Below are 18169 nucleotides of genomic sequence, written 5' to 3'. Positions count from 1 at the left end.
TCATGGTTGAACTCTATGTGGGGCGCCTTAGGGTTTATAAATGGACCATCGGATGGGGAGGAACCAGTCATGGACAACCATGGTGGGCAAGGCGCGGGAAGCGGCGGAACAGGGCAGAACGAGGCGGTGCAGGCCGGGCAGGCGCCCCCTGCTCCCGCGGACGGTGCTGCGCCGTCCCTGAGCATCCTTGAGGCATCCGGCACCACCCGCGGCGTGGTCCTGGTGCTGCACGGAGGCAGGGCCCACAGCCGGGAACCGGTAGAGGCACGGCACCTGAGCCCGGCCAGGATGATCCCGTTCGCCAGGCACCTGCACCGGGCCGGCCGGAACCACGGTCTGGCCGTCTGGTCCCTGCGCAACAGCGTCCGCGGCTGGAACGGCCCGGACATGTCCCCGCTGCAGGACGCCCGGTGGGCATTGCGGCAGATCGCAGAACGCCACCCCGATATTCCGGTCTTCCTGCTGGGCCACTCGATGGGCGGGCTGACCGCTGTCTGTGCAGCGGACCACCCGCAGGTTCAAGCCGTGGTTGCCCTGGCGCCCTGGCTGAGTCCGGAAACCCCTGCGGAAAGCGTGGCCGGCAGGAAGGTCCTGATCATCCATGGCACCACGGACCACATGACCAGCCCGGCGCAGTCCCTTGCCTTTGCCCGCCGGGTTTCCGGGGATGCGGCGAGCATCCAGTACGTCTCGCTCAGGGGCGTAGGGCACTTCATGCTCCGGAAGGTCCGCGTGTGGCAGACCCTTTCCACCGGGTTCATCATCAAGTCCTTCGCCGAAAGCACGGGCGCCGGCGTCCAGCCCTCCCGCGCCTTCCTGGACCTGCTTCCCGATTCCTCCGTCCACGTCACCCTCTAGGCCACCCATTCCATGCCCTGGCGTCCTGCGTCCAATGACCGTTTCTACCGCCTGATCGTCCGAACCGGACAGTTCCTGGCCCGGGCCCTGCGGCTGGACATCCGCGCAACCGGGCTGGAGCACCTGCCCACGGCCGGTCCCCGCAACGGACCGTCCCGGCAGGTGTCCCCCGGCCGCGGTGCCGTCTTTGTGGCCACCCATTTCGGGTACCTGGATTTCGCCGTCCTGGAGCTGCTCCTGTGGCGCCATGCCCGTGCCCAGCTGCGGTTCCTGGTCCACCAGGGCGCGGCGGACCACTGGCTTGCCGGTCCCGCCATCAGCGCCAGCGGCCACGTGGTGGTGGGCTATACAGACCGTTCGGACGCCTATGCCGCTGCGGTGGCCAGGCTGCAGGCGGGCGAGTACCTGGCCGTGTTCCCGGAGGCGGGAGTGAGCAGGAGCTTCACCGTCCGCGAATGCCGGACCGGCGCTGTCCGGATGGCGGCTGAGGCAGGCGTTCCGGTGATTCCGGTTTCCATCTGGGGAGCCCACCGCATCCTCACCCGGGGGCACGGCTTCTCCCTGCGGCGCAGCTGGCGCGCGCCCATCGGGGTGCACGTTGCCCCGCCCATCACGTTCCCCACCGATGTTGAGGTCGAGGCGGCCACGGAGGAACTGCGCGGCACGCTGCAGGCGGGGATTGACCGCTGCATCGCCGACTTTCCGCTGAACCCGGAACCCGGGGCATGGTGGGTGCCCGCACACCTTGACGGCGGCGCACCGACGGATGCCGAGCGGCAGTTGCTGGACGCCGCGGATGCGGCCGCGGGCCGCCGTCGTGGTCCGCGGACCCGGTAGGAGGCTTAAACGGCAGCGCCGCGTTCCGTCCGGAGACGGCACGCGGCGCGGTGCCTTGCGGGGCGTTGCCCTAGTCGGACACCACCAGGGTTTCAGCGCCCGCCAGGCGGGCCTTGCCGCCGGCCAGGAGGGGCTCGACGGCGGCGCGCAGGGCGGTCATCGAATCGTCAAGTTCCAGCATGACCGGGTGCTGGTAGGCGATCAGCGCGAGCATGTCCCTGACGGCTTCGGCCGCGTCATCGGCGTCAAGGGTGGGCTCGTGGCCCACGAAGACATCCGTGGGGGTGTCCCCCGCCGGGCTTGCCTCCGCGCCGGGCGCGTCGTCGGGGCCGGCCGGCGCCGCGTAGCTGACCGCGAACGCCCGGATTCGGCCCTTTTTGCTGGGGGCCACGCCCTGTCCGAACGCCGATTCCGGCTGGGCGCGGAGCACGATGGCACCGTGGGCACCGGTGAGCTCGTCCAGGAACAGCTTCTGCACCTGTCCCACGGACAGGACACCGGGTGAGTCCCAGCCGTGGATGGCGGTGTAGTACCGGCCCACCACGTCCGTCAGCTCCACCGATCCGGTGGCCAGGTCCATGACGACATCGGACCCGGCATTTTCGCCGTCGATGGGGCGGCCGCCGTGGTCCTTGTCCGGGAAGACCGGAAGCTTGAGCGCGCCGGGCTCCACGACGACCAGGCGTGAGCGCTGGATCGGTGCCAGCCCCGCCGCATCGGCGAAGGCGGCCCCGGGAGTGCCCGGTTCCACCTTGGCGCGCAGCTTGGTGACGCCCGACGGCGCGTGTCCGGCCTCGCGGCGCAGCATGGCCAGGAGGGTGGCGCCGATGCCGCTGCGGCGGTGGTCCTTGGCGACCTCGATGTACGTCCAGAGGCGTTCGGGATGCAGGGACGCTTCATAGACCACGCCGGCGGCGACGGGAATCCCGACGCCGTCAACGACGTCCTCGGCCACGATGCAGCGGCGCCATGGGGCACCGTTTCCGCCGTTGGAGGATACGGCCAGGGCCCCGCGGAACTGGCGCGCCTGGGCGGTCTCCGGGCCGCCCCAGATTTCCAGCAGCGCCAGGTCGTCCCCGTCCCGCCATTCGCGGTATTCGATGGCCATGCTCAGGCGCCGATCAGCCGTGCCGCCAGGTAGCCTTCCACCTTGTCCAGGGAGACGCGTTCCTGGCTCATGGTGTCCCGCTCGCGGATGGTGACGGCCTGGTCCTCGAGGGTGTCGAAGTCCACGGTGATGCAGAACGGGGTGCCGATTTCGTCCTGGCGACGGTAGCGGCGGCCGATTGCACCGGCGTCGTCGAAGTCGATGTTCCAGTTCTTCCGCAGCTGCGTGCCGAGGTCCTTCGCCTTCGGGGACAGGGCCTCGTTGCGGCTCAGCGGCAGCACGGCGGCCTTGACCGGGGCCAGGCGCGGGTCCAGCTTCAGTACGGTGCGTACGTCCACGCCGCCCTTGGCGTTGGGGGCCTCGTCTTCGGTGTAGGCGTCCACCAGGAACGCCATGAAGGAACGGGTCAGGCCGGCCGCGGGCTCAATGACGTACGGGGTGTAGCGCTCGTTGGTGGCCTGGTTGAAGTAGCTCAGGTCCGTGCCGGAGGCCTTGGCGTGCGTGGAGAGGTCGAAGTCGGTGCGGTTGGCGATGCCTTCCAGCTCGCCCCACTCCGAGCCCTGGAAGCCGAACCGGTACTCGATGTCCGTGGTGCCCTTGGAGTAGTGGCTGAGCTTTTCCTTGGGGTGTTCGAAGAAGCGCAGGTTCTCCTCGCGGATGCCCAGGCCGGTGTACCAGGCCATGCGCTCCTTCATCCAGTACTGGTGCCACTCTTCGTCCGTGCCGGGCTCGACGAAGAATTCCATCTCCATCTGCTCGAACTCGCGGGTGCGGAAAATGAAGTTTCCGGGCGTGATCTCGTTACGGAAGGACTTGCCGATCTGGCCGATGCCGAAGGGCGGCTTCTTCCGCGAAGTGGTGAGCACGTTGTTGAAGTTCACAAAGATGCCCTGCGCGGTTTCGGGCCGCAGGTAGTGCAGGCCTTCCTCGCTGGCAACGGGGCCCAGGTAGGTCTTGAGCAGACCGGAGAACTCCTGCGGTTCAGTCCACTCGCCGCGGGTGCCGCAGTTGGCGCAGGCGATGTCCTTCAGGCCGTTCTCGGCGGGGCGGCCCTTCTTTTCCTCGTATTCTTCCTCGAGGTGGTCGGCGCGGTAGCGCTTGTGGCAGGAGAGGCATTCCACCAGGGGGTCGGAGAAGACGTCCACGTGGCCGGAGGCTTCCCACACCTGGCGGGGCAGGATCACGGAGGAGTCCAGGCCCACCACGTCTTCGCGGCCGCGGACCACGGACTGCCACCACTGGCGCTTGATGTTTTCCTTCAGCTCGGCGCCGAGGGGCCCGTAGTCCCAGGCAGAGCGGGAACCGCCGTAGATCTCACCGGCCTGGAACACGAAGCCCCTCCGCTTGGAGAGGGAAATGACCTGGTCGAGGACGGATTTTGCTGCCATGGGGTAACTCCAATTTCTACAGGGCCGCTGGGTGCGGTCCGCGGGTTTGTCAGGCCCTTGCTGCCCTGCGCCTGCGGCACGGGACAACGGTAGGGCGGATGAAGGAAGGTTGTGGGAAAGCTTGTGTCCTAGCGTACCGGCCGCTGCCTGCGCAGCGCGCCCCGGGGCCAGGGCAGAGTGGCCAGGACGATGGCGCCGAGGGTGAGCAGGGTTCCCAGCACGGTGGCCGGTGCGACGACGGTACCCGGGGTGGGCAGCGCCAGGTCCAGGGCCAGCGAGCCGAGCAACTGGCCCGCGATCATGCCCAGCCCGGTGACCAGTACCCCCAGGCTGCGGACCAGCAGGGCGCCCAGCCCAATGAACACGCAGCCCATGGGCCCGCCAAGGTAGTACCACCACTCCCCGGGCAGGGGGTTCGGGGGGCCAACCACCACCAGCTTCACGGCGAACGCGGCCCACAGCACGGTGCAGCCGGCCACGAAGTTGACCAGTGTTGCGGCAATGGGTGTGCCGTAATGCAGGGTGGCGGTTCCGTTCATGGCCTGCTGGAAGCTCATGAGGAATCCGGCCGCCACCGGCAGTAGCAGGGGAACCAGCAAGCCGGCGGCCCCGTCTCCGGCGCCTCCGCCGCTGAACCGGGGCGACACGGCCCACGCCACGGCGGCGATGGTCAGGATGCAGCCGATGATGCGGATGCCGGTGACGGATTTCTTTCCCGCGGGGCCGATCCCCAGCCGGTCCACCAGCAGGCCGCTGACGGTTTGTCCGGTGACGGTGGCCACGGTGAAAAGCGCCACGCCGAGGATGCCCACGGTGAAGGACTGGGCAAAAACGAACAGCGCGCCGATGGCACCGGCCACCACATAGATCCGGGGGAAGGCGCGGCTGCGGACCGCCGGGAGGATGGCGGCCAGGCCGGCGCGTCCCCGCGGAAGCACCAGGGAGATGACGATCATGACCAGCAGGCCTGTGCTGAAGCTCACGGCCGCTGCGGCGATTCCGTCGCCGAGTCGGGCACCCAGGGCACCGTTGATGCGGCCCTGGACAGGGATGGCCAGGCCTGCGCCCACGGCCAGGGGCAGGCCTGCGAGCGCCGGCAGGCGGGAAGGGGAGGTCATTGGATCCACCTTAGTTCAGGCATTATTGCTCTATGAGCAACCCCATTGAGGACGTCACCATCCGCGACAGCATGATCCGGCTGGGCCAGCTGCTGAAACTCGCCAACCTCGTTGAGGACGGCGTGGAGGCGGCCGAGCTCATCAAGAACGGGCTGGTCAAGGTCAACGGCGAGATTGACGACCGCCGGGGCCGGCAGCTGCACAACGGGGACACTGTCGCCGTCAATGGCCAGACCGTGCGGGTGGTGGCACCCACGGCGGACTAGCTGCGCGGCTGCCGCGCCGCCGTCGTCCGTCCTATTTGTTCAGCACCTCGTGCGTGAGGAACTCCCCCACGTGCCCGATTTCCTGCTGGTTGATGCCGTGCCACATGCCGGTGTAGAGGACCTTGGTGAGCTTGACGTGTTTGCGCACCCACCCCATGGTGAACTCGATCTTGTCCTGGGTGATCACCGGGTCCTGCTGGTCCCGTCCCCAGAACATGGGCACGGTGCCGTCCAGTTCGTCGTCCTTGAAGCTGGGGTCCCCGGCGGCGTCCACCACGAACCCTGAGAGTCCGACGACGGCGGCGAAGTCCGTGGGCCGCTGGCGCAGGAGCGTGGTGGCCATGGCCATGCCCATGGAGAAGCCAAGCAGGGTCACCGAAGGGTGGCCGGGGCGGACGCCGTCGATCCACTCCAGCACGTACGCGGACGCCTCCTTGACCCGGTCCAGCGAGTACTCGATCGAGCCCGTCAGCGGGAACCAGGTGAAGCCGGGGCCCATGGCGATGGGCGCCCGGAGCGAGGCAACCGCAAAGCCGCCGGGGAGCATGTCGGCCAGGCTGAGCAGGTCCTGCTCATTGGCGCCGTAGCCGTGGAGCAGCACCAGGAGCGGCTTGCCGGCGCGCTGGTCTTCCGGATGGGACCACAGGACAACGGGGGCAGGAAATACTTCGGCGTCAGTCATGGTTTCCATTCTTGCAGTTACCGGAAAGTAGGAACCTACGTTCGCGTAGGCAGCAAAGCGGAAGGCAGGATAGGACCGTGACTGACGCAAGCGCCATCCAGACCCCGTCCGCGCACCCCGGTTCCCACCCCTGGGCCCGGTACGTGGCGATGGGTGACTCTTTTACTGAGGGAATCGGCGATCCCGAGCCCTCAAGCCCCGGCGGCCACCGTGGCTGGGCCGACCGCGTGGCTGAAGAACTCGGCCGCACCCAGCCGGATTTCGCCTACGCCAACCTTGCCGTCCGCGGCAGGCTGCTGCAGCAGATCGTGGACCAGCAGCTGGCCCCGGCCCTTGAACTGAAGCCGGACCTGGTCACCCTCTCCGCCGGCGGGAACGATCTCATCCGCCCCGGCGGCGACCCCGACGCACTGGCCGAGAAACTCGATTCAGTGGTCCAGATCCTGTCCATGGGCGGCGCCACCGTGGTGCTGTTCAACGGACCGGACACGGGGTCCTCGGTGCTGGGCAGGATCCGCAGCAAGGTGGCCATCTACAACGAAAACCTGCGGACCGTGGCAGCCCGGCATGACGCCGTCATCGCTGACATGTGGTCCCTGCGGCAACTGAGCGACCCGCAGATGTGGGACCAGGACCGCCTGCACTTTTCTCCCCTGGGACACCACACCATTGCGGCGATGGTGCTGGACTCGCTGAACGTGCAGCACTCCCTGGAACCGCTGCAGCCCAAACCGCTGCCGCCCCGGACCTGGCGCGAGGCACGCAGCGGGGACTTTGTGTGGGCGCGCGAGTACTTCGTGCCGTGGGTGCTGCGCCGCCTGCGCCACCAGTCCTCCGGCGACGGGGTCACCGCGAAACGGCCGACGCCGGGTCCCGTCTTCGGCCCGGGCGTACCGCTGGGTTCGGGCGAAGGTCCGTTGGGAACGTCGGAACCCAGCCGACGGTAGGGCCACCGGGGTTAGGCTGGAAGGACAACACTCGAGAGGCGCGGCACCGTGAGCAGCTTGTTTTTCTGGATCATCATCCTGTCCTTCGTGGTCCCCATGGCCATGCGGGCGTACCGGCGCTCCGTGGCGCGGCGGGACCGGGGCCAGGGTTTGCCCGGCCCGTTCCCCGGCCCCAACCAATATCCCGGGCCGAACCAGTTTCCAGGTTCCAACCAGTACCCGGGCTACGGCCAGTTTCCTGGGTCGGCCGGGCCGCAGAGCAACCAGCCGCGTGACGGCTACACCCAGCAGGACTATTTCTCCGGCGGTTTCCGCCAGCCCGGCCAGCCACAGAGCCCGTACCAGTACGGGCAGCCTCCCATGGCCGATCCCCGCTACGGCGCTGGGTCGCAGGAGTTTGGGCAGGAGCCGCCGTTCCAGCAGCAGCCCTACCAACCGCCTTACCAGCAGGCACCGGAGCAGCCGTCCGGCCCCGCCACTCCCCCGCCGCCCTCTGGCCCGCAGGGGTACCGGGCACGGAAGCTCGCGGAGCTGGACCAGCAGTACAGCAATGGAGAGCTGTCCATGGAGGAATACATGAAGCGCCGCGGCGATATCATGAACGGCTAGCCACCCGTGCACGCAGCAGGCCGCGGACCGAATGACGGTCCCCGGCCTGCTGTCGCTTAACCCGCGTCCCCGGCCATAGTGCCTAGTCCACTTGCGGGAAGCCCAGGTCGATCACGGAGGTGGCCGGATCCGGCCAGCGGGTGGTGACTACTTTGCCGCGGGTGTAGAACCGGATGCTGTCGGGACCATACATATGGGTGTCGCCGAAGAGTGAGTTCTTCCAGCCGCCGAACGAGAACGTCCCTACAGGGACCGGGATGGGGACGTTGACGCCCACCATGCCCGCCTCGACGTCGAACTCGAACTGCCGCGCCGCCCCGCCGTCGCGGGTAAAGATGGCCGTTCCGTTGCCGAACTGGTTGTCATTGACCAGCTGCACGGCGTCGCTGTAGGTGTCCACGCGGACCACGGACAGGACCGGGCCGAAGATCTCGTCGTCGTACACCTTCATGCCCGGCTTGACGTGGTCCACCAGGCTGACGCCGATGAAGAACCCGTCCGAGTCGAACTGCTGGGAGCGGCCGTCCACCACCACGGTGGCGCCCTCGTCTTCGGCGCCGGCAACATAGGACGCCACGCGGTCGCGGTGCTCTGCGGTGATCAGAGGCCCCATCTGGGAAGCGGGGTCGGTGCCGGCCCCGATTTTCAGGTCTGCCATGCGGCTGGAGATCGCCTTCACCAGGTCATCGGCAATGGTGCCCACGGCCACCAGGACACTGACAGCCATGCAGCGTTCGCCGGCGGAACCGTAGGCGGCGGAAACTGCGGCGTCGGCGGCCATGTCCAGGTCGGCGTCAGGAAGCACCACCATGTGGTTCTTGGCGCCGCCCAGGGCCTGCACCCGCTTGCCGTGTTCTGCCGCCCGCTTGTAGATGGACTGGGCCACGGGGGTGGAGCCGACGAAGCTGACTGCCTTCACGTCCGGGTGCTCCAGGAGAACGTCCACGGCTTCCTTGTCACCCTGGACCACGTTCAGGACCCCGGCCGGCAGCCCCGCCTCGGCGAAGGCTTCCGCGATGAAGACGGCGGCGGACGGATCCTTCTCGCTGGGCTTCAGCAGCACGGTGTTGCCGCACGCCAAAGCGCTGCCGATCATCCACAGCGGCACCATGGCGGGGAAGTTGAACGGGGTGATGCACGCCACCACACCCACAGGCTGGCGTACCGAGTGGACGTCGATGCCGCTGGAGACCTGTTCGGAGCGTTCGCCTTTGAGCATGTGGGACAGGCCAGTGGCGAAGTCGATGTTTTCCAGGCCGCGGGCAATTTCACCTTCAGCGTCCGAGAGGACCTTGCCGTGCTCGCTGGTGAGGATGGCAGCGAGGTCGGATTTGCGCTGCGTCAGGATTTCCCGGACCTTGAAGAAGATAGTGGTTCGTTTTGCCAGGCTGGTGGCCCGCCATTCCGGCAGCGCGGCGCGGGCTGCCGCGATCGCCTCCTCTGTCCGGGCGGCGGAGGCGAGGGCCACCTGCTTCTCCTGCTGGCCGGTGGCGGGGTTGAAGACCGGGCCGAAGCGCTCGGCATCGGTGACGCGGGCGCCATTGATGTAGTGCGGGATGGTTTCCAAAAGAGTCTCTTTTCCTGCGGTGCTGGTTTCCTGCGGTGTGGGCGGCGGGTTTGGCTTTACGCCGTCAGCTGGAGGGGGCCTGGTCGGCCGCCTGGAGCGAGCCGTCCACGAGCTTGATGATCATGGAGCAGTCCTTCCCCGCGTCACCGGCCTCGATCAGCCGCTGGAACAGCTGCTGGACATGCTTGCCGATCTCCAGCGGAGTACCGGTGTCCTCCGCGGCGCTGATGGCCAGGCCGATGTCCTTGTTGGCAAGCTCGGTGGTGAAGGTGGGGGCGAAGTCGTTGTTGGAAGCCGCGGTGGGAACCACGCCGGGGACCGGGTACCAGGTCCGCAGCGCCCAGGAGTCCCCCGAGGAGACCGAGGCGATATTCCAGAAGACCTGCTTGTCCAGGCCCAGGCGGTCGGCCAGGACCGCACCTTCCGCGGTGGAGGCGAGGTTGATGAAGAGCATCAGGTTGTTGCAGATCTTAGCCGCCTGACCCGTGGTGGGGCCGCCGGTGGGAATGATGTTTCCGGACATGGGCCCGATGTAGCCCGCAGCGTCAGCGACGGCGCCCTCCTCGCCGCCCACCATGAAGGTGAGGGTCGCTGCTTCCGCGCCGCTCATTCCGCCGGACACCGGGGCGTCAACGAAGCGGAACCCGGCGGCATCAGCGGCGTCGTGCAGGTCCTGCGCTGAGGCAATGTCGATGGTGGAGGAATCGATGAGCAGCGTCCGGGTATCCGCGTGCGCCAGCACGCCGTCCTCCCCGAGGTAGACGGCCCGGGCGTGTTCGCCCTTGGGCAGCATGGTGAAGACGGCGTCCGCCCCGGCCACCGCCTCAGCGATGCTGTCTGTGCGCTTGACGCCGCCGGCCTCGGCGGCTGCGAGTGCCGTTGGATTGAGGTCGAAGCCGCGCACCTCGTGCCCGGCCTTCACCAGGTTCACCGCCATGTGGCCGCCCATGTTGCCCAGCCCGATCCATCCGATAACTGCCATGCGTAAGCTCCTTTGCTTCCGGCCCGGCATGACTGCCGGCGTGCCTGTGTCTACGATCACACCCTGCTAGGGTGCATTCAAGGGGAAAAATTACAGACGCTCTGTGCATTGATGCACACAGGAGAAAGGCCGCACGTGGACTCGAGACGGCTGCCAAGCCCCGACGACCTGCTCATCCTGCTGACGGTGGCCCGCCTGGGCCGGTTCAACGCGGTGGCCGAAACCCTGGGCACCACCCACACCACCATCTCCCGCCGCATCCTGGCCCTGGACAAACAGCTGGGCGGCCGCACCCTGGAACGCAGTCCGCACGGCTGGGAGTTGACGCAACTCGGAGCGGCCGCGGTGGCGGCGGCCGAGGCGATCGAAAACACCCTTGGCTCCCTCTCGGGCCTGATCAGGCAGGACCAGAGCGCGTTGGCCGGCCTGGTGCGCGTCGCCACCACCGACGGCGTGGGAGCCGTGTTCGTCACCCCGTCGCTGGTGCGGCTCCAGCAGCAAAACCCGCAACTGAACATTGAAATGCTGAGCGCCACCCGGAAAGTCAGCCAGAACCGGTCGGGGGTGGATCTGGAAATCGTGGTGGGCCGGGCCGACGTCAACACCGCCCAGACCATCTTCCTGAGCAACTACTACCTGCGCCTCTACGCCAGCCCCGGCTATGCCGCCCGGCATGGCCTGCCGGAAACGCTCGACGACGTGGGGCACCACGCGTTCGTCTCTTACGTGGAGTCGGCACTCCAGGTTGCCGAGCTGGGGCCCCGCTGGGCATCGGAGCTGCCGACGCCGAAGACGAGCTTCCAGGCCACCAGTGTGTTCGCCCAGCTGGAAGCGGTGCGCCAGGGCGCCGGCATCGGGCTGCTGCCCAACTTCATGGTGGCGGAGCGTGACGGCTTCGTCCCCGTCCTGGCCGCCGATTTTGAGCGGCAGTTGCCCATCTGGGCCGTCGCCCGCCCGGAGTCGCTCCGCTCGGCCCGCGTGCAGGCCGTGATCGCGGCCCTGAAGGACGAAGTGAAGGAGCGCTCGGGGCTGCTGGCCGGGTGAGCCGGCCGGCAGCGACGGCGGGTGCGTCCAGGGGGTCAGGCCTGGAAAAGCCGCCGCACCACCTGACCCGCTGCGAGCGCGTCAAGGCCCTCGTTGATCCCGGCAAGTGGCCGGGTGTCAGTGTGCAGCAGCTCAACAGGAAGCCTGCCCTCCTGCCAGTACGCCAGGTACTTGGGGATGTCCCGCGCAGGAACGGCGTCACCCATGTAGGAGCCGAGCAGCCGCTTCCCGGCCCCGGCGAACTGCAGCGCCGGCACGCTCAATTCCGCGGAGGGGCGGGGCAGGCCCACCGAGACCACCGCGCCACCCCTGGTGACCTGCTCCAGGCAGGATGCGATGACACCGGCCGAGCCCACCGCTTCAATGGCGACGTCGACGCCGTCGCCGGCTGCTTCCCCGATCAGCCGCCCCGCGTCCTCCGGCCTCCCCACTGCGGTGGCGCCGGCGTCGCGGGCAAGGTGGTGCTTCCCCCGGTTCGGATCGATGGCGATGACGGAGGAGGCCCCGGCGAGGCGGGCCGCCATCACGGCGGACAGGCCCACTGCACCCAGGCCGAACACTGTCACGGATTGGCCAGGGCCTACTCCGGCGGTATTGAAGACCGCTCCCATGCCGGTGAGCACGGCGCAACCGAACATCGCCGCGACGGTGTCCGGGACGTCGTCGTCAATCACCACCACTGATTCCCGCGCAACCACCGCATAATCCGCGAAGGCGGAAACGCCCAGGTGGTGGTTGATCCGCTCCCCCGTGGGCGTGCGCAACAGTGCCGGGCCGTGGAGCAGGTCCCCGGAGCCGTTGACCTCAGCTGCCCGGTGGCACAGCGCCGGCCGGCCGGCCAGGCAGGCACGGCACATGCCGCAGCTGGGCACGAAGACCAGGACCACATGATCCCCCACCGAAACATCGGCCACGCTGTCGCCTACGGACACCACCCTGCCCACGGCCTCGTGTCCCAACGCCATGGGAAGCGGCCGGACGCGGGACCCGTCCACCACAGACAGGTCCGAATGGCACAGGCTCGAATACGTGATGGATACTCCCAGCTCCCCGGCGCGCGGCTCCGGCTGCTCCAGCTCCTGCACCAGCAGCGGCCGGGATTCGGCGTAGCTTTGCTTTCCCCCGGCAGAGTCCGCGGCGGGAACGGTGGAATAGAGGACGGCGGCTTTCATGGGCCTACTTCCTGTTGGCAGCGAGCAGGTCCGCCGTGCCCTTGGCGTCCGCAGCGTCAACATCGTGCAGCGAGATGCCCCGGGTTTCCTTCAGGAACAAGACCGCGACGGCGGTGATGACGCAGGCGATGAGCAGGTACACCGCTACCGGAACGGAGGATTTGTAGGTGCCCAGGAGCGAGGCAGCAATGATCGGTGCCAGCGAACCGGCAACGATGGACGTCACCTGGTACCCAAGGGAGACACCGGAATAGCGCATCCGGGTGGGGAACATTTCCGCCATAATTGCCGGCTGCCCGGCGTACATGAAGGCGTGGAAAACCAGCCCGATCATGATGGCAGCCAGGATGGTGAAATCGTTCCTGGTGTCCATCATGGGGAAGGCGAAGAAGCCCCAGGTGGCACCCATGATGGCGCCGGCCAGGTAGACGGGCTTACGGCCGAACCGGTCCGACAACTTGCCCACCATGGGAACCACGGCGAAGTGGACCGCATGGGCCAGGAGCAGCAGGAGCAGGATCCGCGTGGTGTCGGCCTGCACCACGGTTTTCAGGTACGTGATGGAGAACGTGACCACCAGGTAGTACAGGATGTTTTCCGCGAAGCGCAGGCCCATGGCTGTGAAGACGCCGCGGGGGTAGCGCCGGAACACCTCGGCCACGCCGTAGCCCTTGTGCCCGGCGTCCACTTCTTTGCGGGCTTCCAGGAAGATGGGGGCGTCGTTGACCTTGGTGCGGATGTAGTAACCGATGATGACGATCACGGCGGAGAGCCAGAAGGCCACGCGCCAGCCCCAGCCCAGGAAGGCGTCCTGGGTGAGGGTCGAGGAGAGGACGAACAGCACGGCCGTGGCGAGCAGGTTGCCCAGCGGCACTGCCGATTGCGGCCAGCTGGCCCAGAAGCCGCGGGACTTGCTGGGGCTGTGCTCTGCGACAAGCAGGACGGCGCCGCCCCATTCCCCTCCCACCGCGAAGCCCTGGGCGAAGCGGAGGAAGACCAGCAGCGCCGGTGCCCAGTAGCCGATCTGCCCGAAGGTGGGCAGGCAGCCCATCAGGAAAGTCGAGACGCCCACCAGGATGATGCTCAGCTGCAGCAGCTGCTTCCGGCCGAACTTGTCGCCGAAGTGGCCAAAGACGATGCCGCCGATGGGACGGGCGACGAAACCGACCGCATAGGTGAGGAAGGCGGCGATGATGCCGTCCAGTTCGGTGCCGGCATTGGGAAAGAAGGCCTTCCCGAACACCAGGGTGGCGGCCGATGCGTAGAGGAAGAACTCGTACCACTCCACGACCGTGCCGGCCATGGACGCCGTCACCACTTTTTTCAGGCCCGAAGCCTTGACGTCTGTTTCCTCTGTGCGCCTTGCGGCGGTGCTTTCCGTACTCATGCGAACTCCTTCGGCGTCGTCGTCGACGCGATGGGGACCAGTCGATGGCAGGCGGGTGTGATGTACACCACGAAAGCCGGATTCGATGAGTATGGTCTGCCGGCGGTGCAACCTCAACACAAATTAGTGCAGAACGCATCTGCAGGAATGCACATTGTTGGCGGCATCCCGGGCGCTGCCCGGACCGCGATGCGTTGAACCGTGGCCGGCTATACCAGGAAGCTGCTCCGGAGCTGGGCGCCCAACTGACCGATCTCGGTCAGGAACCCGTCGTGCCCGATCGGCGCCTGGATGACATTGACTTCCACGTCACCGGGGAGCGCCTGGGCCAGCTCATGGGACTGCGAGGGAAAGTACAACCGGTCCGAGTCCACCGCCGCCACGAAGAACCGGGCCGTGGACCGTGCGAGGGTCTCAGCAAGGGCGCCGCGTCCCCGGCAGACGTCGTGGCTCATCAGCGCCTCGGTCAGGGCAATGTAGCTGTTGGCATCGAACCGCTTCACCAGCTTGTTCCCCTGGTGGTCCAGGTAGCTCTCCACCTGGTAGCGGCCGCGGGCGGCGAGCACGTCGCCCTTCAGGGGTGACTCAGGGGCCTGGGGTGAGCGGCCAAACCGGACTTCCAGCTCCGCGGCGGACCGGTAGGTGATGTGGGCGATCCGGCGGGCGAGCGCCAGCCCCTCTTCCGGACACGGACCGCCGTAGTAGTCCCCGCCGTTGAAGTTGGGGTCCTGCCGGATGGCAAGGGTCTGGGCCTGCGCGAAGGCAATCTGTTCGGCAGTGCTGGCGGCTCCCACGGAGATCACGGCGCAGCGCTGCACCCTCTCCGGGTACGTCACGGCCCATTCCAGGGCCCGGGCGCCGCCCATGGATCCGCCAAGGACGGCGAACCAGCTCTTGATGCCCAGCTGGTCCGCCAGCCTGGCTTCGGCAACGGTGCTGTCGCGCAGCGTGACGAGGGGAAATCGGGAGCCCCAGGGCTTCCCGTCCGGCGCGGGCGACGACGGCCCGGTGGATCCGTAGCAGCCGCCCACGATGTTGATGGACACCACGAAGAAACGGTCTGTGTCCACGGGGGCGCCGGGACCGGCCAGCTGTTCCCACCAGCCTTCTTCATCGGTGTCACCGCGAGTCACATGCGTGCTGCCGGTCAGTGCGTGCTCGATCAGGATGGCGTTGCTGGCGTCAGCGTTGAGCGTTCCCCAGGTTTCGTAAGCCAGGGTGACGTCCGGGAGGTATCCCCCGGCTTCGAGTTTCAGTCCCCCCACGGAGGCGTAACGGACAATTCCGTGTTCAGGGATGGTGGTTCGGGCGACGGTAACCGTCATGGCAAGACCTCTTCTACGCGCTTGCCTGCCGTCGTCTGACCGGCAGGCCAGGTCTTCACCCGGGGCACCCCACCGCGAATGGAGGGTTGCCGGCCAGCAAGCCGGGGCTGTCACTGGCACTCATGACCTGGTTCGAGTGTACGAAACACCCCCCGCCCCAGGCCAAGAGTATGACTGGTTGTGACTTCCCGGCCTGCCGGCAGGCGCTGCGGCCCCGCGGCGTCCGGCCTAGGCTTCGGCGCCCTTGGCTGCCCGGAAGCCTGCCTCCAGGTCGGCCAGGATGTCGTCGATATGTTCCAGGCCCACGGAAAGCCTCACCAGGCCCGGGTGCACCCCGGCCACCACCTGCTGCTCCGGCGAGAGCTGGCTGTGCGTGGTCGACGCCGGGTGGATGACCAGGGAGCGCACGTCACCGATATTGGCAACGTGGGAGTGCAGTTCCAACGCGTCGACGAATCGCTTTCCGGCCTCCGCGCCACCTGCAAGGTTGAAGGCAACGACGGCGCCCGTCCCCTTGGGCCCGTACTTGCGGCCACGCTCGTACCAGGGGCTGGACGGCAGCCCTGCATAGGCGACGGATTCGACGTCGTCCCTTGCCTCCAGCCAGCGCGCCACCTCCGTGGCGTTGGCAACGTGGCGCTCCACCCGCAGGCTCAACGTCTCCAGGCCCTGGGCGATGAGGAAGGCGTTGAAAGGCGAAACGGCCGAGCCCAGGTCGCGCAGCAGCTGGACGCGGGCCTTGAGGATGTACGAAAGGTTGGCCCCGAGGGCCCCGCCTTCGCCAAGGTCGCGTGCGTAGACCAGGCCGTTGTAGGTGGGGTCCGGGGTGTTGAAGCCGGGGAACCGCTCCGGGTCCTTGCTGAAGTCGAACTTGCCCGAGTCGACAATGACACCGGCAATGGCCGAACCGTGGCCGCCCAGGTACTTGGTGGCCGAGTGGATCACGATGTCCGCGCCCCACTCCAGGGGGCGGATCAGGTACGGGGTGGACAGGGTGTTGTCCACGATCAGGGGCACGCCCGCCTCATGGGCCACCCCGGAGATGCCCTCGATGTCCAGGACGTCCTGGCGCGGGTTGGACACCACTTCACCGAAGAACAGCTTGGTGTTGGGCTGCACGGCCCCGCGCCACTGTTCCAGGTTGTCCGGGTCAGCCACGAAGGTCACCGAAATGCCGAATTTCTTCAGGGTGTGGGCGAACAGGTTGTAGGTTCCGCCGTAAAGGCTGGGGCTGGCCACGATGTGGTCCCCCGCCTCGGCGATGTTCAGGACGGCGAAGGTCTCGGCGGCCTGCCCGGAACTCAGCAGCAGCGCGGCAAGGCCTCCTTCGAGACTGGCAATGCGCTGCTCGACGGCATCCTGGGTCGGGTTGCCGATCCGGGTATAGATGGGAGCGAGTTCGGCCAGGGCGAAACGGTTGGCGGCGCTTTCGGCACTGGGGAACACGAATGACGTGGTCTGGTAGATGGGCAGGGCCCGGGCCCCCGTGGCACTGTCCACCTCCTGCCCGGCATGGATCTGGCGGGTTTCGAAGGACCATCCGTTGGACATCCAAATCTCCTTTGACATGGGCCCGGCATGCTCACCAGCACTGCGGGCCGCGCTTGCTCCCGACTGTTGCCGGGGAGCCAGGTCTTCACCCGGGGCACCCCACCGCGGATGGAGGGTTGCCGGCCAGCGAGCCGGGGCTTGTCGCTGGCGCTCATGACCTGGGCCCAGTCTAGGAAGCACAAGACCGCCGGGGACAGCATTGTGACGAACATGGTCTTCAGCGGCCGTGTTCCGGTACCGCCGCCCAAGGCAGCGGATCCCCCGAAAGCTAGTAAGGGTACCCTTAGCTGAGAGCCCGATCACAAAGTGCCAAGATGTTCGCATGCGCATGGATCACGTCTCTTACGCCTGTGAACACGATGGCCTCGCGGCCACCACCGAACGTATTGCAACTGCCCTCGGCGTTGAGGCAGTCAAGGGTGGCGTCCACCCCCGTTTCGGAACCCGGAATATGATCATCCCGCTGGCGGGCCACAAGTACCTCGAGGTTGTCGAAGTGCTGGACCACCCCGCTTCGGACAAGGCCCCGTTCGGACAGGCAGTACGTGCCCGCTCCGCTGCCGGTGGCGGCTGGATGGGCTGGTGCGTCGAAGTGGACGACCTCGCCCCCTTCGAGGAACGCCTCGGCCGCGCCGCGGTCAACGGCAACCGCAAGTTCCCTGACGGCCGCGAGCTGGTCTGGAAGCAGATTGGCATCCTTGGCCTGATCGCCGACCCCCAGGTGCCGTACATGCTGAAGTGGGAGGGCGATCCCTCGCTCCACCCCTCCAACGCATACGAGAGCAACCTCAAGATGAGCTGCCTGACCATCGCCGGTTCCGCCTCGCGCGTGACCGAGTGGCTGGGCGAGCCGGTGGAGAAGCCCCTGGAGGACGTTGCGGTGGAGTGGGTCGCCCCGCACGGAACACCGGGCATCCTCTCAGTCACCTTTGAGACCGCCAACGGAGCCGTCACTATCTGACGTTCCGCTTTCCCTCCTTTCCGGCCCTGTCCGGGAGGTACCTGGGTTATGCCCAGGCAAGCTTCGGCCGCCATGGGGTGGTGACAACGGCGTCACCACCCCATGGCGGCCGAATTCTTTTAAGAACCCGCCCTTCTTGCGGCATTGTGAAGGGCCGGCAGGGACCTCGCCTTGGCTGTGCCAACTCCGAATGTCAGTGGGTCGTTGGATGATGTGTTCATGGGAATCAGCGATGGTGTTGGGGTGGTGGTGGAGGGTGTTCGTGCCTCTGCTGCTGCCCTGGGCGCGCTGGTTCTCGACGACGAAGCCCTGGGTGCCGGGGCTGGTGTGGATGTGCTGCAGCGGCGGTATGAGTTGTGCCTTGAGC

The 18169-nt window shown here is 67.3% G+C and carries 17 protein-coding genes and 2 riboswitches; of the genes, 7 read left to right on the top strand and 10 right to left on the bottom strand.

Annotated elements, in window-relative coordinates:
• Window positions 1-69: 69 nt before the first annotated feature.
• Together HNO81_RS10950 and HNO81_RS10945 are read left to right on the top strand one after the other, a co-directional pair.
• Entirely contained in the window at window positions 70-858 is a 789-nt protein-coding gene (locus HNO81_RS10950; RefSeq protein WP_175318165.1) for an alpha/beta hydrolase, read from the top strand.
• Between the two features lie 12 nt (window positions 859-870).
• Window positions 871-1695 (top strand): 1-acyl-sn-glycerol-3-phosphate acyltransferase, encoded by an 825-nt coding sequence (locus HNO81_RS10945; protein ID WP_175318164.1) that lies wholly within the window; start codon window positions 871-873, stop codon window positions 1693-1695.
• Window positions 1696-1765: 70 nt separating this feature from the next.
• Here the strand turns inward: HNO81_RS10945 and HNO81_RS10940 are convergent, their stop codons facing one another.
• The 3 genes from HNO81_RS10940 to HNO81_RS10930 all read right to left on the bottom strand — a co-directional run bounded on the left by HNO81_RS10940 (window position 1766) and on the right by HNO81_RS10930 (window position 5309).
• The gene (locus tag HNO81_RS10940; protein ID WP_175318163.1) at window positions 1766-2803 is read right to left on the bottom strand and encodes a GNAT family N-acetyltransferase; all 1038 of its coding nucleotides are present in this window, start codon (window positions 2801-2803) and stop codon (window positions 1766-1768) included.
• Window positions 2804-2805: 2 nt separating this feature from the next.
• Entirely contained in the window at window positions 2806-4191 is a 1386-nt protein-coding gene (locus HNO81_RS10935; protein ID WP_175318162.1) for a glycine--tRNA ligase, read from the bottom strand.
• 128 nt (window positions 4192-4319) lie between these two features.
• Window positions 4320-5309 (bottom strand): DMT family transporter, encoded by a 990-nt coding sequence (locus HNO81_RS10930; RefSeq protein ID WP_175318161.1) that lies wholly within the window; start codon window positions 5307-5309, stop codon window positions 4320-4322.
• A gap of 32 nt (window positions 5310-5341) precedes the next feature.
• Between HNO81_RS10930 and HNO81_RS10925 the strand changes: the two genes are divergently transcribed.
• Window positions 5342-5575 (top strand): RNA-binding S4 domain-containing protein, encoded by a 234-nt coding sequence (locus HNO81_RS10925; protein ID WP_175318160.1) that lies wholly within the window; start codon window positions 5342-5344, stop codon window positions 5573-5575.
• 31 nt (window positions 5576-5606) lie between these two features.
• Here HNO81_RS10925 and HNO81_RS10920 read toward each other — a convergent pair whose 3' ends face one another.
• On the bottom strand, window positions 5607-6257 hold the full coding sequence (locus HNO81_RS10920; protein WP_175318159.1) for an alpha/beta hydrolase: 651 nt from the start codon (window positions 6255-6257) through the stop codon (window positions 5607-5609).
• Between the two features lie 77 nt (window positions 6258-6334).
• Between HNO81_RS10920 and HNO81_RS10915 the strand changes: the two genes are divergently transcribed.
• Together HNO81_RS10915 and HNO81_RS10910 are read left to right on the top strand one after the other, a co-directional pair.
• Window positions 6335-7204, top strand: coding sequence for an SGNH/GDSL hydrolase family protein (locus tag HNO81_RS10915; RefSeq protein ID WP_175318158.1), 870 nt, complete (start codon window positions 6335-6337; stop codon window positions 7202-7204).
• A 48-nt stretch (window positions 7205-7252) separates the two neighbouring features.
• Complete coding sequence (locus HNO81_RS10910) at window positions 7253-7813, top strand: hypothetical protein (RefSeq protein WP_175318157.1); 561 nt, start codon at window positions 7253-7255, stop codon at window positions 7811-7813.
• A gap of 82 nt (window positions 7814-7895) precedes the next feature.
• On the opposite strand, the gene HNO81_RS10905 is transcribed toward HNO81_RS10910, so the two are convergent.
• Both HNO81_RS10905 and mmsB read right to left on the bottom strand, forming a co-directional pair.
• Entirely contained in the window at window positions 7896-9380 is a 1485-nt protein-coding gene (locus HNO81_RS10905; protein ID WP_175318156.1) for a CoA-acylating methylmalonate-semialdehyde dehydrogenase, read from the bottom strand.
• Between the two features lie 64 nt (window positions 9381-9444).
• Window positions 9445-10392 carry a 3-hydroxyisobutyrate dehydrogenase gene (mmsB, locus tag HNO81_RS10900; RefSeq protein WP_256398959.1) on the bottom strand — a complete coding sequence of 316 codons (948 nt, stop codon included), beginning with the start codon at window positions 10390-10392 and terminating at the stop codon, window positions 9445-9447.
• An 81-nt stretch (window positions 10393-10473) separates the two neighbouring features.
• Between mmsB and HNO81_RS10895 the strand changes: the two genes are divergently transcribed.
• The gene (locus HNO81_RS10895; protein WP_175318154.1) at window positions 10474-11406 is read left to right on the top strand and encodes a LysR family transcriptional regulator; all 933 of its coding nucleotides are present in this window, start codon (window positions 10474-10476) and stop codon (window positions 11404-11406) included.
• A 35-nt stretch (window positions 11407-11441) separates the two neighbouring features.
• Here HNO81_RS10895 and HNO81_RS10890 read toward each other — a convergent pair whose 3' ends face one another.
• From HNO81_RS10890 to HNO81_RS10875, 4 genes are all read right to left on the bottom strand, one after another.
• Window positions 11442-12578 (bottom strand): zinc-binding dehydrogenase, encoded by a 1137-nt coding sequence (locus HNO81_RS10890; protein ID WP_175318153.1) that lies wholly within the window; start codon window positions 12576-12578, stop codon window positions 11442-11444.
• A 4-nt stretch (window positions 12579-12582) separates the two neighbouring features.
• Window positions 12583-13965 (bottom strand): MFS transporter, encoded by a 1383-nt coding sequence (locus tag HNO81_RS10885; protein ID WP_175318152.1) that lies wholly within the window; start codon window positions 13963-13965, stop codon window positions 12583-12585.
• 209 nt (window positions 13966-14174) lie between these two features.
• Complete coding sequence (locus tag HNO81_RS10880; protein WP_175318151.1) at window positions 14175-15290, bottom strand: homoserine O-acetyltransferase; 1116 nt, start codon at window positions 15288-15290, stop codon at window positions 14175-14177.
• A 12-nt stretch (window positions 15291-15302) separates the two neighbouring features.
• Window positions 15303-15418, bottom strand: a riboswitch (SAM riboswitch).
• Window positions 15419-15518: 100 nt separating this feature from the next.
• On the bottom strand, window positions 15519-16841 hold the full coding sequence (locus tag HNO81_RS10875; protein WP_175318150.1) for a bifunctional o-acetylhomoserine/o-acetylserine sulfhydrylase: 1323 nt from the start codon (window positions 16839-16841) through the stop codon (window positions 15519-15521).
• Window positions 16842-16885: 44 nt separating this feature from the next.
• Window positions 16886-17000: riboswitch (SAM riboswitch) on the bottom strand.
• Window positions 17001-17163: 163 nt separating this feature from the next.
• Between HNO81_RS10875 and HNO81_RS10870 the strand changes: the two genes are divergently transcribed.
• Complete coding sequence (locus HNO81_RS10870) at window positions 17164-17802, top strand: VOC family protein (protein ID WP_175318149.1); 639 nt, start codon at window positions 17164-17166, stop codon at window positions 17800-17802.
• Window positions 17803-18169 lie beyond the last annotated feature (367 nt).

This window comes from Pseudarthrobacter sp. C4D7 (genome assembly GCF_013359725.1).
Taxonomy (GTDB): Bacteria; Actinomycetota; Actinomycetes; order Actinomycetales; family Micrococcaceae; genus Arthrobacter.
The sequence above is the reverse complement of the archived record's forward strand: the minus strand, read 5'-3'. Positions and strand labels throughout refer to the sequence as shown.

Coding starts and splice junctions, on each gene's coding strand:
- HNO81_RS10950 (WP_175318165.1), top strand. CDS start 70: ATGGACAACCATGGTGGGCAAGGCGCGGGAAGCGGCGGAACAGGGCAG.
- HNO81_RS10945 (WP_175318164.1), top strand. CDS start 871: ATGCCCTGGCGTCCTGCGTCCAATGACCGTTTCTACCGCCTGATCGTC.
- HNO81_RS10940 (WP_175318163.1), bottom strand. CDS start 2,803: ATGGCCATCGAATACCGCGAATGGCGGGACGGGGACGACCTGGCGCTG.
- HNO81_RS10935 (WP_175318162.1), bottom strand. CDS start 4,191: ATGGCAGCAAAATCCGTCCTCGACCAGGTCATTTCCCTCTCCAAGCGG.
- HNO81_RS10930 (WP_175318161.1), bottom strand. CDS start 5,309: ATGACCTCCCCTTCCCGCCTGCCGGCGCTCGCAGGCCTGCCCCTGGCC.
- HNO81_RS10925 (WP_175318160.1), top strand. CDS start 5,342: ATGAGCAACCCCATTGAGGACGTCACCATCCGCGACAGCATGATCCGG.
- HNO81_RS10920 (WP_175318159.1), bottom strand. CDS start 6,257: ATGACTGACGCCGAAGTATTTCCTGCCCCCGTTGTCCTGTGGTCCCAT.
- mmsB (WP_256398959.1), bottom strand. CDS start 10,392: ATGCCGGGCCGGAAGCAAAGGAGCTTACGCATGGCAGTTATCGGATGG.
- HNO81_RS10895 (WP_175318154.1), top strand. CDS start 10,474: ATGCACACAGGAGAAAGGCCGCACGTGGACTCGAGACGGCTGCCAAGC.
- HNO81_RS10890 (WP_175318153.1), bottom strand. CDS start 12,578: ATGAAAGCCGCCGTCCTCTATTCCACCGTTCCCGCCGCGGACTCTGCC.
- HNO81_RS10885 (WP_175318152.1), bottom strand. CDS start 13,965: ATGAGTACGGAAAGCACCGCCGCAAGGCGCACAGAGGAAACAGACGTC.
- HNO81_RS10880 (WP_175318151.1), bottom strand. CDS start 15,290: ATGACGGTTACCGTCGCCCGAACCACCATCCCTGAACACGGAATTGTC.
- HNO81_RS10875 (WP_175318150.1), bottom strand. CDS start 16,841: ATGTCCAACGGATGGTCCTTCGAAACCCGCCAGATCCATGCCGGGCAG.
- HNO81_RS10870 (WP_175318149.1), top strand. CDS start 17,164: ATGCGCATGGATCACGTCTCTTACGCCTGTGAACACGATGGCCTCGCG.